Raw genomic sequence first — 13,953 nt, 5'->3', positions numbered from 1 at the left:
GCAAGATCACCGGTCGCCTCGCTCGGAGTCGGCGTCCCCGGCCGGGTTGGAGATGTGGCCGTCCGGCTCGATGTGCGCCGGGACACCGGCAGCGATCAGGCCGTTGAGGGTGTCCGTGACGCGCCGCCACGGGCACAGTCCGTCGGCCTGAACCTCAGCCGTCGCGGATTCCACGAGCAGGTCGTCACTCTGCTCGACGGCGTCCGTCAGGGTCCAAGCGTGGACTTGGACGCCGTCCACGACCGCTTCAAGCGACGTGTAGGGGCGTGGGTCGGTGGTGCTGTGCGGCTCGGTGGTCGTCCGCACAGCCAGGGCCCGCGCCAGAGCAGCCACGCCGATCTTCGAGCTGTGGAAGTACACCTGGACCACGCGGCTGCCGGTCGACCAGGAGTGGCACTCGGTGGTCACCGAGTCCGGAAGCTGCGGGCACGTGCGGATGACCTGTTCGGCCACAGCCAGGGCGGCCAGGTGCCCGCGCAGCTGGGCGTCAGCCACAGCGGCGGGGCCGGCGTTAGAGTCGATGCTCACGGTGAGCCTTTCGTTTGTGTGATTGGTGAGGTGAGCCGGAGGGGTCGCGCCGGTGGCAGCCGGTTAGCGGCCCCGACTCACGCGGTGATGCGGGTGCGGTGCAGTGAGCTGCGCGCCGGGAGCGGGCGAAGATTCGCCAGCGGGTGCGGCGCGGCCGAGGACGGCGCCGCCGCGGGAGCCGAGTCGACCGGCTCGTGGTGGAACTGCCGGTCGATGCGCTCGATGTCGTCTTCGCTGAAGGTGACGACGCGCCCCTTCTTGGAGTGCGGCAGTTCCTTGATGTGCCGGCGGAGCCACGTCGGGTGGACGCGCAGCGCTTCGGCTGCCTCGTCGTAGGTGTAGCGGCGGCCGGTCACACCGCCTCCCGGAGCGGTGTCAGTGACGCCGCCGGGGACGAGACCGGGGTAGCCCGCCCGGTGGGGGCGAAGAGGACGAGGGTGTCGACCCCGATCGCCTGCGCCACGGAGTGCGCGGTGCCGGAGGTGACGCACTGCTGTTTTCCGCTCAACAGATTTCCGACCGTGCCGACGGCGCAGCCTGCGTGGGCGGCCAGCTCACGGATCGTTACCCGCTGTCCGGTCCCGGTGCGCTGCATGAGTCGGCGCAGGAGGTCGGCGTCGAGGAGCTGGTATTGGGGAGTACGCGACATGTCTATCTCCTGTGGCAATACGTCCACCTGCTTGGACATGGAGAGCATGGCACAGGATGGACAGTGTGTCCATTCAGATGGACACGGCGAGTTGCACCCCCGCCCCGCCCCTTGCGCGCTCTACCGTGCGCTGGCCGATACCGTGGACAATCTGTCCAGGTCACAGGTCGTCAGATATCTGCGACCTGCACTAACGCTGTGCTTAGTAACTGACAAAATGGACATGGACGATGTTTATCGACAGGATGGCCATGATGAGTGAGCGGGACGACACGCGGACGCACCTGTCTGATCTCGTGCGGCATCGGCGCGCCGACCTCCGACTCAGCCTCCGAGGGGTGGAGGAGCACTCGGGCAATTTGGGCCCGGACGGTAGACCGATCATCAAGAGGGGGTGGCTGGATCGACTGGAGAAGGGTGAGCCGGTGATCCCGCCCCAACTCCCAGAACTCCGGGCGCTTGCGGACGTTCTCTCGGTGTCGCTGGGGCGACTGCAAGACGCGGCCGGCGCACAGTTTTTGGGGATCGATTCGGTCTGGAGTCAGAGCGGCGAGGCGCGTGCGCTCGTGGAGCACGCCGAGCGAATGACGCCCGAGCAACGGGAGCAGCTGGCTCGCCTGCTGGCGACGTTCGACGGCTCATCGCGCGAGCCCTGAACCGTTACCTAATACATTACTTTCTGTTCATTATTTGTAACGAATTCAACGGCCAAACGAGTCGTTCCGCATCAGTTGCAAATCGACACTGTAACCTGCACATACGAACGAGAGTTCGGTGTTGTATTTGGGGGTGGGCGGATGTCTCAAGGCGAAGTGACGACGTCACGGATCGTCATCAGCGATGATCTTCCAGATGGGATGCTCGTGCTCCCCGTGGAGCGTCGAGGCGAGATGCTGTGGCTCGTACGCCGCGGACACATCACGAAAGAGGCAGCCGATGCACTCAACCTGGTAATTGAGCACCAGACTCAGCACGGATTGTGGCGGCGCAGCGGCGAGCCCGACTGGGCCCGCCGCGAAGACCCGTCCTAGGCGCCGACCACAACCCGCAGCTCCGGCCGAGCTGGCGCGCCCAACGCCACCTCTACCGCGGCGACGATCTCCCCATCGAGGGACCGCACTAGATGACCGTACCGATCAACGGTCGTCTGGATCGACTCATGCCCGAGGCGAATCTGGATCGCCGGCAGAGGGATCTTCGCCGCGATCAGCAGCGCGACATGGCTGTGCCGCAAGTCATGGATCCGGGGGCGTTTCGATAGCCCCTTCTCGACTGCCCGCTGGACCGCGGGTAGCCACTTGCGGTTGTAGTAATTCGCGTGTCGCCAGGACTTCCCCGTCGCGGTGCGAAAGACGAACGCCTCTGGCGGTTGGCCGGCGACCCGACGCCGGACCATCTGGGCCTGCGCGGAAGACAACGCCAGCACCCGGCGCGCCCGCTTCGTCTTGGGCGGCCCGAGGAAGAACGGGCCGCACGGCGCGCCCTTCTTCGCCTTCTTCCACGCGCGCTGAACTGACACCGTGGGAGGAGTGGCGTTCAAGTTGAAATCCTGGGTCTGGAGGGCTGTAGCTTCCCCCCACCGCATCCCGGTACCGAACAGCCAGCCAGTGAGATCTTGGGCGTCCGGGTCGGTTATCTCCGACATGATGCGCTGATACTCGTCCCGTTCGAGGAACGTCATCTCCTCCACGATGTGATCGTCCAGGCGCGGAAGCTTGGTCTTCTTGCAGCAGTTCGTCGTTCGGAGGGGCGGGTCAGACTCCACCGCGGCCTGCACGATGCAGAAGAGGAGCCCGTGCCGGTTCGCGATGCTCTTGGGGTCCGCTGGACGCCGCAGCCACGTATCTGGATCCTCGGGGTCCTGTTCCCCTCGCTCCTCGGCGCGGACCCAGTCCTGCACGTCGTCCTGAGTCAGGTTGCCAATCGTCGCTGGCTGCACCCGTCCTGACAGCTCGGTGTGCTGGATGAGCGACAGATGGATCCGGAGCTCGCGGAGGTAGTCCTCGTGCGTCCGTTCGTCGATTCCGGTGAGTCGATCGACGTAGCGTGTCGCCCAGTCGATGAACGGCACATCGTTGGGGTGCGTTTCAGGTTCTACGAACCCCGCACCGCGGACCCAGCCGGGCGGCCAGTGCTGCCCGTGGGCGTCCACGAGCTCCTTGAAGGTCTCGGCGCTCTCAAGATCGCCGAACTTCTCGGACTGGCCGGGCGCGGTGCGCCCGCCACCCTCCCGCCACTTCACCTGAAAGGTGCTGTCCCCGCTCTTCTTGGGGCGTTCCACGATGCTCGCCATGCCCCGAATCTATGGGCGCATACGGGGTGCTGTGCTCCCACCGTGTTCCCGCGTTTGCGGCAACGACAAAGGCCCGACCTGTTTTCGCAGGTCGGGCCCTTGCCGTACTGGGGTGAGTAACGGGACTTGAACCCGCGACATCCTGGACCACAACCAGGTGCTCTACCAGCTGAGCTATACCCACCATGACCGGTGCTGTGTGGTTCTTTTTCCCCACCGGCTGAGAAAAAGTGTACAGGGTCTGGAGGGGTGCTCGCTCCCGGCTTTCGCCTGGCCGGGAGCGAGCTGCGTCACTACGGTGCGGACGGCGCCTCGGGCGGCAGGACATGCTTGGCCGCGATGGCCTTCGCCGTGTCCGAGTCCGGGCCGGGCTGCGGCACGAAGACCGCCTCCCGGTAGTAGCGCAACTCCGCGATGGATTCACGGATGTCGGCCAGCGCCCGGTGGTTGCCGCTCTTGTCCGGACTGTTGAAGTACGCCCGCGGGAACCAGCGCCTGGCCAGTTCCTTCACCGACGACACATCGACGATCCGGTAGTGCAGATAGTTCTCCAGCGTCGGCATGTCGCGCAGCAGGAAGCCGCGGTCGGTGCTGACGGAGTTGCCGCACAGCGGCGCCTTCCCCGGCTCGGGCACGTGCTGCTTGATGTAGGCCAGCACCTGCGCCTGTGCGTCCTCCAGCGTCGTGCCGCCGTCCAGTTCCTCCAGCAGCCCGGAGGCGGTGTGCATCTGCCGCACCACCTCCGGCATGGTGGTGAGCGCCTCGGCCGGAGGGCGGATCACCACATCCACCCCCTCGCCGAGCACCTTCAGCTCCGAGTCGGTGACCAGCGCGGCCACCTCGATGAGCGCGTCATTCGCCAGCGAGAGTCCGGTCATCTCGCAGTCGATCCACACCATGCGATCGTTCATACGGCTCACCCTACGGGGCGCTCGCGCTGGCTGGGCAGCACGGGGCGTCCCGCACCCCGTCCGACCGGAGCCTCCGGAAGACGGGCGGCATAGGCGTCCGCCTGTGGTGCGTGATCGCCGCCCTCCGCGGTCGCCAGCGCCGCCGCCGCGCCGTGACCGTGGCCGGCCACCGCCGCGAACCTGTCGCCGCCCGCGCCCAGCGCCGCCCGCTCGCTCCGCTCCGTACGCAGCGCGCCATCGGGCGCACCGTTCTGCGGCCGGCGTGCCCGGTACGCGGCGCGGTACGCCGCGGGCGAGGCACCCAGCTGCCGCCGGAAGTGGCCGCGCAGCGCGACCGGTGAACGGAATCCGCAGCGCCCCGCGACCTCGTCGACCGAATAGTCGGAGGTCTCCAGCAGCCGCTGGGCCTGGAGGACCCGCTGCGTGATCAGCCACTGGAGAGGAGCGCTCCCGGTGAGGGAACGGAACCGCCGGTCGAAGGTGCGACGGCTCATATAGGCACGGGCCGCCAGCGTCTCCACGTCGAACTGCTCGTGGAGGTGCTCCAGCGCCCAGGCGACGACCTCGGCGAGCGGGTCGGCACCGATCTCTTCAGGTAATGACCTGTCCAGGTAACGCTGGTGACCCAGATCGGCCGCGGTGCGCCGGGGCGGTACGACCAGCCTGCGGGCCAGTGCGTTCGCCGCGTCCGCGCCGTGGTCGGTGCGCACGATGTGCAGACACAGGTCGATACCGGCCGCCGTCCCCGCCGAGGTGAGCACATCGCCGTCATCGACGAAGAGTTCACGGGGATCGACGTGGACGGACGGATAACGCTTGGCGAGCGTCGGCGCGTACATCCAGTGGGTGGTGGCCGGCCGGCCGTCGAGCAGTCCGGCCGCGGCGAGGACGAATGCCCCCGTGCACAGCCCGACGATCCTGGCCCCTTCTTCGTGCGCGCGACGCAGCGCGTCGAGCGCGGCGGGCGGCGGGGCCTGGGTGATGGAACGCCAGGCCGGTACGACGACCGTCCCGGCTCGTGCGATGGCTTCCAGCCCATAGGGGGCGGAAAGTTCAAGCCCCCCGGTTGTGCGCAAAGGCGCGTCTTCGCCCGCGCACACAAGCAGTCGGTATCGAGGAACCCCGGCGTCCTGTCGGTCGATACCGAAGACCGAGAGCGGTATGGAGCTCTCGAAAATGGGGCCGCCGCTGAAGAGGAGCACCGCGACTATTTCGCGGCGTCGTCGGGCAGCGAGCTTGCGTGCGGGATCTGGTACGGCAGCGGAGTCCTGGCTCATGGCACTTAAGCCCCCCTCGGTCGTCTCGCCCTCTCGGTACTGCACAGTTCCCCCGCCGTAACTACCAAGATCGAATCTACTGTGTCCCGTGAGGATGGCGTGCCAAGTTCACCACCCGCTGGTATGTCGATATGGCAACTTGGCGCGAAGCATTCGATCACGAAGGGTTCCACTCGTCGGGCCTACAGGGAAAGTACGCGTCTCGGCTCTGCCCGTCCGCAGTAGGGCACAACCATGCCGAGCGGTCCTTTCCTCCCTGCTCACACCGGGGTTGAAGGGTGGTCGGACCAAGGTGAGGATCCGGGCCGGAAGTTGGCTGAAAACGGCCGGGGCGGGGGTTGGCGGGGCACGATTCGCGCCGCGTACGCCTGTCGAAATGCCGTCCGCCCCCGTGCGCCCCTGCCCCTTTCCATCCGCTTATGTCCGCGTGTGCGGCGGGCACCCCGCGACCCCTACGGACCGGGTGCCGTTCGGAGGGTGGCAAGGAGGTCCCGTGGTCGTGCGAGGTCACCGGATCGGTTGACATCCGGGACCGGCCGGACGCGCGGTGGTCCTCTCCGGCGGGCGGCCATACCCGGGTCGCCGGGTGGTGGCCGGTCATCGACCGGGGGGCGTACGGGGGCAGGCCGGGGCATTGCCATCCGCGCCGCGCTCCGGCATGCTCCGGGGAACGTTCGAGGGGCCGGCCGGCCCCTTGCGAGCGCTCCGCTGCCGCCACGCGCCCTGGGCAGTGGGGGGCTGGCGCCGTACTCTTGGGGTAAAGACTTGGAAAGATGATTCCCGGTCGCATCGTTCCTCATTGAACTAAGCCGCCGGCTCTTCGCTCGCGTCAGCTCAGTCAACTGCCGGATCAAGTCAATCGCCGTTCCCCGTTCGCCCCTCCGCAAGAGGACGTCCTCGCCGAGACACCAATGGCCGGTCACGAATTTCCTGAACCCGCGCACCGCAAGCAGGTGGCCGATCCGACGGCCGGCCTGGAAGCGGCGGAAGAGACACGCCACTCCTGCGACCCTGCGTTCCAGCACGGCGTCGTCGTCGGTTTCGACGGATCGATGTCGAGCGAACGGGCATTGGCGTATGCAATCGGAATGGCCAGGCGCCTCGGCTCCGGCCTCATCATCGTCCACGTGGCCAACAGGCTGCCGACGACCGTCTGGGCGGGCTGCGAACCCCCGGTCTTCGTGGACGTCCCCGACCACCGTACGGAAGTGCTGGGCCTGGAGCTGGCCTGCGCCGATCACCTGTCCGACGTGCCCTGGATCCTCGTCGAGCGCGGCGGGGACATCTGCCACGAGCTGGAGGAGGTCGGCCGGGAGTACGAGGCCGACGCGATCGTGGTCGGCTCCACGCACGGCATCGTCGGCCGGATCTTCGGCTCGGTCGCCGGGCGCCTGGCCCGGCGTGCGCAGCGTCCGGTCATCGTCATTCCCTGACGGCACCCTGACGCTTCCCTGATGGCCCTCTGACGGCCTCTTGACGGCCCCTTGGCCGACTGCCGCTGTCAGCCCTTCGATTCCTGGCGCCCCGTCACCCGGTACGTGCCCGGATCTTCCCTTCCTGTCCATGGTTGAGGGGGAGTCATGGGGATTGCGGGGAGTCGGTAGATCAACTGCCGTACGGAGGTGGATTGTGCCGTTGTGACGGGTAGATACCGGTCGGGTGAGCGGGCCGTTCCCGGAGGGTCTCCGGGCGGCGCCGAACCCGTAACGGCGTGCTGCCGGCCCGGAGGTGACGGTTGCCGGGTGTGGTGGCATCCGCCGGCGTATGGGCGACGCCGGCAACAGGGGAGGCGGCGGTCTCGCGCGCGGGTGGCACGCGCGAGGCCGCCGCCTCCTGTCCCGGCTCCGGCCGCCGCTCCCTACTCCACCGTGACGGACTTGGCGAGGTTGCGGGGCTTGTCGATGTCCCGGCCCAGCGCCAACGCCGTGTGGTGGGCGAACAGTTGGAGCGGGATGCCCATCAGGATCGGGTCCAGCTCGACCTCGTTCTTCGGCACCACGATCGTGTGGTCGGCCTTCTCCTGCTCCTGGTGCGCGACGGCCAGGATGCGCCCGCTGCGGGCCTTGATCTCCTCCAGCGTCGCGCGGTTCTTCTCCAGCAGGTCGTCGTCCGGCACGATCGCCACCGACGGCACGTCCGGCTCGATCAGCGCCAGCGGCCCGTGCTTCAGCTCGGACGCCGGGTACGCCTCCGCGTGGATGTAGGAGACCTCCTTGAGCTTCAGCGACGCCTCAAGGGCCACCGGGTAGCCGCGCACACGGCCGACGAACATCATGCTCCTGGCCTGCGCGTAGTCCACCGCCAGCTTCTCGATGGCCGGCTCGTCCGCCAGCACGTCGGCGATCTGCTGCGGCAGCTTGCGAAGACCCGCGATGATCCGCTTGCCGTCCGCGACCGACAGGTCACGGATCCGGCCCAGGTGCAGCGCGAGCAGGGCGAACGCCACCGCGGTGTTGGTGAAGCACTTCGTCGAGACGACGCAGACCTCGGGCCCGGCGTGCACGTAGACCCCGCCGTCGGTCTCCCGCGCGATGGCGCTGCCGACGACGTTGACCACGCCGAGCACCCGGGCGCCCTTGCGCTTCAGCTCCTGCACGGCGGCGAGGGTGTCGTAGGTCTCGCCGGACTGGGAGACCGCGATGTAGAGGGTGTCGGGGTCGACCACCGCGTTGCGGTAGCGGAACTCCGATGCCGGTTCGGCGTCCGCCGGGATCCGTGCCAGCTCCTCGATCAGCTGCGCCCCGATCAGGCCGGTGTGGTACGCCGAGCCGCAGCCGAGGATCTTGACCCGGCGGACGCCGCGCGCCTCCCGGGCGTCCAGGTTCAGGCCGCCGAGGTGGACGGTGGAGAAGCGGTCGTCGATCCGGCCGCGCAGCACCCGGTCCACCGCTTCGGCCTGCTCGGCGATCTCCTTGTGCATGTAGGTGTCGTGGCCGCCCATGTCGTACGACTCGGCCTCCCACTCCACGGTGGTCGGCGCGGCCGAAGTGCGGGAGCCCTCGGTGGTGTACGTGCGGTAGTCGTCGGCCTTGAGGGTGGCCATCTCGCCGTCGTCGAGGGTGACGACCTGGCGGGTGTGCGAGACCAGCGCGGCGACGTCGGACGACACGAACATCTCGTGCTCGCCGATGCCCAGCACGACCGGGGAGCCGTTGCGGGCCACGACGATGCGGTCGGTGAAGTCGGCGTGCAGGACGGCGATGCCGTAGGTGCCCTCGACGTGCCGCAGTGCCTCGCGGACCTTCTCCTCCAGGGTGTCGGCGGTGGAGCGGCCGATGAGGTGGGCCAGCACCTCGGTGTCGGTCTCGGAGGCGAAGTCCACGCCGTCGGCGGTCAGCCGGGTGCGCAGCTCGGAGGCGTTGTCGATGATGCCGTTGTGGACGACGGCGACCTTGCCCTCGGTGTCGAGGTGCGGGTGGGCGTTCTCGTCCGTGGGTGCGCCGTGGGTGGCCCAGCGGGTGTGGGCGATGCCGGTGGTGCCGGCGAACCGCTTGGGCAGCCTGGCCTCCAGCTCGCGGACCCGGCCCTTGGCCTTGGCTGTCTTCAGACCGCCCGCGGTCTTGCCCGACCCCTTGGCGTGCAGGGCGATGCCCGCCGAGTCGTAGCCGCGGTACTCCAGGCGCTGCAGCCCTTCGAGGAGCAGCGGAGCGACGTCGCGCTTGCCGATGTATCCGACGATCCCGCACATGGGTGAGCCTCCGAGATGGACGTGCTGACGGGTGGGGCGCAGGCGCCGCGGCGGCGAGGTGGCCTCCGGGGCGGGGTGTTGCCGATGCGTGGTGCCTGCGCGGGTGATGACGTGGGTGGTGATGCTGACGGTGATGCTGAGGTTTTCCGGTCCTGCTCAGGCCGCCTTCCGGCGCGGCCGGTGGGGTCCGCGACGGCGTGCGCGCTCAGCCGTAGACCAGCCGGCGGAGCTGGCGTGGCGAGAGATCCGGCGGGCTCACGGCGCGGTGCGGAAGCTCCAGCCGGATCCGTTCAAAGATCGCGTCGTTGCGCAGACCCTGGGACTGCAGCTCGCGGTGGCGCCTGCGGACGAACCCTTCGGTCGTCTCGTCGAAGTAGGCGAGGACGTCCAGCACCACCCGGGTGGCCTCACCGCGCTGGAGCGGTGTGCTGCGCACCAGGTGGTCCACCAGGTCGTCGTGGGGCGCCGGACGGGGGTCCGTGCGGAGGTCGGGGCGATCGAGCACGCGTCGATACTGCGGGGCAGCGGGGAGTTTCGCAAGAATCCTGCCCGATATCGGGCAGGAACGCGTCCTGGTGTTCGGAAATTGGTCTGCACCTTGACCTGGATCAGGGTGCACGGTACGCATGGTGACCGTTCGGTCGCTCCATGCCATGCACGACATGCCATGCACGATGCTCGCCGAAGGGATCGTCGATGAGACGACGCAGACTCCTCTGTTCCCTCCTGCTGGTCGCAGCCGCGGGGATGGGAACCGCCGCCGCGCCGCCCCGGTCCGCCGCGGCGGACGCCGCAACCCCGCTGGACCAAGTGGTGCCCGCACCCGCCTCGGTACGCCCGGGTAAAGGTGCGTACACCGTCAGCGACCGCACCCTGATCCGGGTGCCGGGCGCGTCCGCCGAGGTGAAGCGGGTCGCCGAATACCTCGCCGGGCTGCTCCGCCCGGCCACCGGCTTCGCCCTGCCCGTCACCACCAAGGAGGGCAAGGACGGCATCGTCCTCAGGCTCGGCGGCCGGGACGCCAAGGGTCTTGGCTCCGAGGGCTACCGGCTGCGCTCGGCAGGACGCTCGGTCACCATCAGCGCCGCGCGGCCCGCGGGCCTCTTCCACGGCGTCCAGACGCTGCGTCAGCTGCTGCCCGCCGCGGTCGAGCGGAACACCGCGCAGCCGGGGCCCTGGCAGATCGCCGGCGGCACCATCGCCGACTCGCCGCGCTACGGCTACCGCGCCGCGATGGTCGACGTCTCCCGGCACTTCTTCGGCGTCGACAAGCTCAAGCGCTACATCGACCAGCTCGCCCTCTACAAGATCAACACGCTGCACCTGCACCTCTCCGACGACCAGGGCTGGCGGATCGCCATCGCCTCCCGGCCCGAGCTGGCGTCCCACGGCGGCAGCACCCAGGTCGGCGGCGGGCCCGGCGGCTACTACACCAAGGACGACTACCGCGAGATCATCCGGTACGCCGCGAGCCGCTACCTGACCGTCATCCCGGAGATCGACATGCCGGGCCACACCAACGCGGCGCTGTCCTCCTACGCCGAGCTGAACTGCGACGGCAAGGCGCCGCCGCTGTACACCGGCACCGACGTCGGCTTCAGTTCGCTGTGCGTGCCGAAGAAGGAGACGTACGACTTCGTCGACGACGTCATCCGCGAGGTGGCGGCGATGACGCCGGGCCGCTACCTGCACATCGGCGGCGACGAGGCGCACTCCACCAGCCATGAGGACTACGTGACCTTCATGGACAAGGTGCAGCCGGTGGTCGCCAAGTACGGCAAGACCGCGATCGGCTGGCACCAGCTGACCGGTGCGCACCCGGCCAAGGGCGCCATCGCGCAGTACTGGGGCTACGACGCGACCGGCGCGGACGAGCGGCGGCAGGTCGTCGACGCGGCCAAGAACGGCACCCGGCTGATCCTCTCCCCGGCCGACCGCTCCTACCTCGACATGAAGTACGACAAGAACTCGCCGCTGGGCCTGGCCTGGGCCGGCTACGTCAGCGTCCAGCGCTCCTACGACTGGGATCCGGGCAGCTACCTGCCAGGAGTGCCCGCGGCTTCGGTCATGGGGGTGGAGGCGCCGATCTGGTCGGAGACCCTGTCGACGTCCGCGCACATCGAGTACATGGCGTTCCCGCGGCTGCCAGGCGTCGCCGAGCTGGGCTGGTCACCGGCGGCCGGCCACGACTGGGGCCGGTACAAGGTCAGGCTGGCCGCCCAGGGGCCGCGCTGGGACGCCCTGGGCATCGGCTACTACCGGTCGCCCGAGGTGCCGTGGCCCGCGCGGTAGGGAGCCCCGGTAGGTGAGGTGAGGCGCAACGGTGGCGGCGGGTGGCGAGGGCTGCCCGCCGCCACCGGCCGTTTCGCGGGGCGGGCGCGCGGGACGCGGACCGCGACCCGGCGGCCGTACGGATGTGACCCAGATGACGCAGGCGTGACTGCGGGTAATCCCTTGACGCCTCTGACGGTCCACGGACAAGATCCGACCACTGGTCGACATTGCCGAACGCCTCGTCAGGAACCCTGGGAACACTCATGCGCCTGCGTCACACCGCCGCCCGGTCACTGCTGACCGCCGTGGCCACCCTCGCCATCGGACTGCTCGGCCTGGCCGCGCCCGCTCCGGCATCGGCCTCCGTACTGGACATCCCGCCCCGGGGCGCCAACGACTGGTCCTGCACACCGGACGCGGCCCATCCGCAGCCGGTCGTCCTCGTCAACGGCACGTTCAAGCTGATGGCGGAGAACTGGTCCGCGCTCGCCCCCAGGCTCCAGCGCGCCGGCTACTGCGTCTTCGCCGTCAACTACGGCCACGCCGAGACCGACGCGGTCCCGCGGGCAGCCGCCGAACTCAAGGACTTCGTCGAGGCGGTACGCGGCGCCACCGGCGCCCGGAAGGTCGACCTCGTCGGCCACAGCCAGGGCGGCATGATGCCGCGCTACTACGTCAAGTTCCTTGGTGGCGACCGGGTCGTGGACGACCTGATCGGCATCGTGCCCTCCAACCACGGCACCACCAACCCGCTCGCCGCACCGCTCGGGAAGCTGTTCTGCCCGGCCTGCACCGACCAGATGGCCGGATCGAAGCTGCTGAAGAAGCTGAACGCGGGCACCGAGACACCGGCAGGACCCGACTACACCGTCCTGACCACCCGGCACGACGAGATCGTGGTGCCGTACACCAGCGCGCTGCTGAGCGGCCAGGCCAGGTCCGTCACCAACGTCGTCCTCCAGGACCGCTGCCCGCTCGATCCGTTCCTGCACGACCAGGCCACCAAGGACCCGGTCGTGGCGCAGTGGGTGCTGAACGCGCTGGGGCGCACCGGGCCCGCCGACCCGGACTTCAGGCCGCGCTGCATCGGCGCCGCGTAGCGCCCTCCGGGGCGGCGGGCCACCCGCCCGCCGCCCCGGAACCCGTCACGCGGCCGGGCGGCGACGCTCAGTCCGTGACACCCAACTCCCGCGCGATCAGCATCCGCTGGACCTCGCTGGTGCCCTCGCCGATCTCCAGGATCTTGGAGTCGCGCCACATCCGGGCCACCGGGTACTCGTTCATGAAGCCGTAGCCGCCGTGGATCTGGGTGGCCTCACGGGCGTTGGTGACGGCGATCTCGGACGAGTAGAGCTTGGCGATAGCCGCCTCCTTCTTGAACGGCTCGCCGTGCACCAGCCGGGAGGCGGCGTCGCGCCAGGCGAGCCGGGAGGTGTGGGCCCGCAGCTCCATGTCGGCGAGCTTGAACTGGATCGCCTGGTTGGCGCCGATCGGCCTGCCGAAGGCGTGCCGCTCGCGCGCGTACTTCACCGACTCGTCGACGCAGCCCTGCGCGAGGCCGGTGGCCAGCGCGGCGATGGCGATCCGGCCCTCGTCGAGGATGCGCAGGAACTGCGCGTAGCCGCGGCCCTCATCGCCGAGCAGGTTGGCGGCCGGTACGCGGACGTCGGAGAAGGACAGTTCGCGGGTGTCCGAGGCGTTCCAGCCGACCTTGGAGTACGGGGCGGCGACCGTGAAGCCGGGGGTTCCGGACGGCACGATGATCGCCGAGATCAGCGGGCGGCCGTCCTCCTTGCGGCCGGTGACCGCGGTGACCGTGACCAGACCTGTGATGTCCGTACCTGAGTTGGTGATGAAGCACTTGCTGCCGTTGATCACCCACTCGTCGCCGTCCCGTACCGCGGTGGTGCGGGTGCCGCCGGCGTCCGAGCCGCCGTCCGGTTCGGTGAGGCCGAACGCGCCGAGGATCTCGCCCGTGCACATCCGGGGCAGCCACTCGCGCTTCTGCTCATCCGTGCCGAAGTGGTAGAGCGGCATGGCGCCGAGCGAGACACCGGCCTCCAGGGTGATCGCCACCGAGGAGTCGACCCTGGCCAGCTCCTCCAGGGCGATGCCGAGCGCCAGGTAGTCGCCGCCCATCCCGCCGTACTCCTCGGAGAACGGCAGGCCGAACAGGCCCATCCGGCCCATCTCGTGGACGATCTCGTAGGGGAAGGCGTGCTGCTCGTAGAACTCGCCGATCTTGGGAGCGACGACATCGTGCGCGAACGCCTCGACCGTACGCCGGAGTTCTTCCAGCTCGGAGGGGAGACGGTGGTCCAGGGACATGGAAG

14 protein-coding genes and 1 tRNA gene are annotated in these 13,953 nt (G+C 69.0%); 5 read left to right on the top strand and 10 right to left on the bottom strand.

The window, feature by feature from the left end:
• Positions 1-6 precede the first annotated feature (6 nt).
• The 3 genes from ACGFNI_RS19990 to ACGFNI_RS19980 form a co-directional block, all read right to left on the bottom strand.
• Positions 7-528: a hypothetical protein gene (locus tag ACGFNI_RS19990; RefSeq protein WP_393685471.1), complete on the bottom strand. Its 522-nt coding sequence runs from the start codon at positions 526-528 to the stop codon at positions 7-9.
• A gap of 77 nt (positions 529-605) precedes the next feature.
• Positions 606-884 carry a helix-turn-helix domain-containing protein gene (locus ACGFNI_RS19985; RefSeq protein WP_393685470.1) on the bottom strand — a complete coding sequence of 93 codons (279 nt, stop codon included), beginning with the start codon at positions 882-884 and terminating at the stop codon, positions 606-608.
• On the bottom strand, positions 881-1,177 hold the full coding sequence (locus tag ACGFNI_RS19980) for an XRE family transcriptional regulator (protein WP_393685469.1): 297 nt from the start codon (positions 1,175-1,177) through the stop codon (positions 881-883). The genes ACGFNI_RS19985 and ACGFNI_RS19980 overlap by 4 nt, the downstream gene beginning before the upstream one ends.
• 230 nt (positions 1,178-1,407) lie before the next feature.
• Between ACGFNI_RS19980 and ACGFNI_RS19975 the strand changes: the two genes are divergently transcribed.
• Positions 1,408-1,833 carry an XRE family transcriptional regulator gene (locus ACGFNI_RS19975; RefSeq protein WP_393685467.1) on the top strand — a complete coding sequence of 142 codons (426 nt, stop codon included), beginning with the start codon at positions 1,408-1,410 and terminating at the stop codon, positions 1,831-1,833.
• A 141-nt stretch (positions 1,834-1,974) separates the two neighbouring features.
• A complete protein-coding gene (locus tag ACGFNI_RS19970; protein WP_393685465.1) occupies positions 1,975-2,208 on the top strand; it encodes a hypothetical protein in 234 nt (77 codons plus the stop codon).
• On the opposite strand, the gene ACGFNI_RS19965 is transcribed toward ACGFNI_RS19970, so the two are convergent.
• The 4 genes from ACGFNI_RS19965 to ACGFNI_RS19950 all read right to left on the bottom strand — a co-directional run bounded on the left by ACGFNI_RS19965 (position 2,205) and on the right by ACGFNI_RS19950 (position 5,658).
• Positions 2,205-3,470: a tyrosine-type recombinase/integrase gene (locus tag ACGFNI_RS19965; protein WP_393685463.1), complete on the bottom strand. Its 1,266-nt coding sequence runs from the start codon at positions 3,468-3,470 to the stop codon at positions 2,205-2,207. The two genes, ACGFNI_RS19970 and ACGFNI_RS19965, sit on opposite strands and share 4 nt — an antisense overlap.
• Positions 3,471-3,578: 108 nt before the next feature.
• Positions 3,579-3,654, bottom strand: a tRNA-His gene (locus ACGFNI_RS19960).
• Positions 3,655-3,763: 109 nt separating this feature from the next.
• Positions 3,764-4,381 (bottom strand): oligoribonuclease, encoded by a 618-nt coding sequence (gene orn / locus ACGFNI_RS19955; RefSeq protein WP_393685461.1) that lies wholly within the window; start codon positions 4,379-4,381, stop codon positions 3,764-3,766.
• A gap of 5 nt (positions 4,382-4,386) precedes the next feature.
• Complete coding sequence (locus tag ACGFNI_RS19950) at positions 4,387-5,658, bottom strand: helix-turn-helix domain-containing protein (protein ID WP_393685459.1); 1,272 nt, start codon at positions 5,656-5,658, stop codon at positions 4,387-4,389.
• Between the two features lie 911 nt (positions 5,659-6,569).
• Here ACGFNI_RS19950 and ACGFNI_RS19945 point away from each other — a divergent pair.
• Positions 6,570-7,091 (top strand): universal stress protein, encoded by a 522-nt coding sequence (locus tag ACGFNI_RS19945; protein WP_393685457.1) that lies wholly within the window; start codon positions 6,570-6,572, stop codon positions 7,089-7,091.
• Between the two features lie 425 nt (positions 7,092-7,516).
• On the opposite strand, the gene glmS is transcribed toward ACGFNI_RS19945, so the two are convergent.
• Positions 7,517-9,346, bottom strand: coding sequence for a glutamine--fructose-6-phosphate transaminase (isomerizing) (glmS, locus tag ACGFNI_RS19940; protein WP_393685455.1), 1,830 nt, complete (start codon positions 9,344-9,346; stop codon positions 7,517-7,519).
• A 205-nt stretch (positions 9,347-9,551) separates the two neighbouring features.
• The gene (locus ACGFNI_RS19935; protein WP_393685453.1) at positions 9,552-9,851 is read right to left on the bottom strand and encodes a hypothetical protein; all 300 of its coding nucleotides are present in this window, start codon (positions 9,849-9,851) and stop codon (positions 9,552-9,554) included.
• 191 nt (positions 9,852-10,042) lie between these two features.
• Between ACGFNI_RS19935 and ACGFNI_RS19930 the strand changes: the two genes are divergently transcribed.
• Positions 10,043-11,638: a beta-N-acetylhexosaminidase gene (locus ACGFNI_RS19930; RefSeq protein WP_393685451.1), complete on the top strand. Its 1,596-nt coding sequence runs from the start codon at positions 10,043-10,045 to the stop codon at positions 11,636-11,638.
• Between the two features lie 245 nt (positions 11,639-11,883).
• The gene (locus ACGFNI_RS19925) at positions 11,884-12,720 is read left to right on the top strand and encodes an alpha/beta fold hydrolase (RefSeq protein ID WP_393685449.1); all 837 of its coding nucleotides are present in this window, start codon (positions 11,884-11,886) and stop codon (positions 12,718-12,720) included.
• A gap of 67 nt (positions 12,721-12,787) precedes the next feature.
• Here ACGFNI_RS19925 and ACGFNI_RS19920 read toward each other — a convergent pair whose 3' ends face one another.
• The gene (locus tag ACGFNI_RS19920) at positions 12,788-13,948 is read right to left on the bottom strand and encodes an acyl-CoA dehydrogenase family protein (protein WP_393685448.1); all 1,161 of its coding nucleotides are present in this window, start codon (positions 13,946-13,948) and stop codon (positions 12,788-12,790) included.
• Between the last annotated feature and the right edge of the window lie 5 nt (positions 13,949-13,953).

Origin of the sequence: Streptomyces sp. NPDC048644 (assembly GCF_043199105.1) — a bacterium.
Lineage (GTDB): Bacteria > Actinomycetota > Actinomycetes > Streptomycetales > Streptomycetaceae > Streptomyces.
The sequence above is the reverse complement of the archived record's forward strand: the minus strand, read 5'-3'. Positions and strand labels throughout refer to the sequence as shown.

Excerpts from the sequence above, each read along its gene's own strand:
- ACGFNI_RS19980 (WP_393685469.1), bottom strand. The coding sequence starts at position 1,177 with ATGTCGCGTACTCCCCAATACCAGCTCCTCGACGCCGACCTCCTGCGC.
- ACGFNI_RS19975 (WP_393685467.1), top strand. The coding sequence starts at position 1,408 with ATGTTTATCGACAGGATGGCCATGATGAGTGAGCGGGACGACACGCGG.
- ACGFNI_RS19970 (WP_393685465.1), top strand. The coding sequence starts at position 1,975 with ATGTCTCAAGGCGAAGTGACGACGTCACGGATCGTCATCAGCGATGAT.
- ACGFNI_RS19965 (WP_393685463.1), bottom strand. The coding sequence starts at position 3,470 with ATGGCGAGCATCGTGGAACGCCCCAAGAAGAGCGGGGACAGCACCTTT.
- orn (WP_393685461.1), bottom strand. The coding sequence starts at position 4,381 with ATGAACGATCGCATGGTGTGGATCGACTGCGAGATGACCGGACTCTCG.
- ACGFNI_RS19950 (WP_393685459.1), bottom strand. The coding sequence starts at position 5,658 with ATGAGCCAGGACTCCGCTGCCGTACCAGATCCCGCACGCAAGCTCGCT.
- ACGFNI_RS19945 (WP_393685457.1), top strand. The coding sequence starts at position 6,570 with ATGGCCGGTCACGAATTTCCTGAACCCGCGCACCGCAAGCAGGTGGCC.
- glmS (WP_393685455.1), bottom strand. The coding sequence starts at position 9,346 with ATGTGCGGGATCGTCGGATACATCGGCAAGCGCGACGTCGCTCCGCTG.
- ACGFNI_RS19930 (WP_393685451.1), top strand. The coding sequence starts at position 10,043 with ATGAGACGACGCAGACTCCTCTGTTCCCTCCTGCTGGTCGCAGCCGCG.
- ACGFNI_RS19925 (WP_393685449.1), top strand. The coding sequence starts at position 11,884 with ATGCGCCTGCGTCACACCGCCGCCCGGTCACTGCTGACCGCCGTGGCC.
- ACGFNI_RS19920 (WP_393685448.1), bottom strand. The coding sequence starts at position 13,948 with ATGTCCCTGGACCACCGTCTCCCCTCCGAGCTGGAAGAACTCCGGCGT.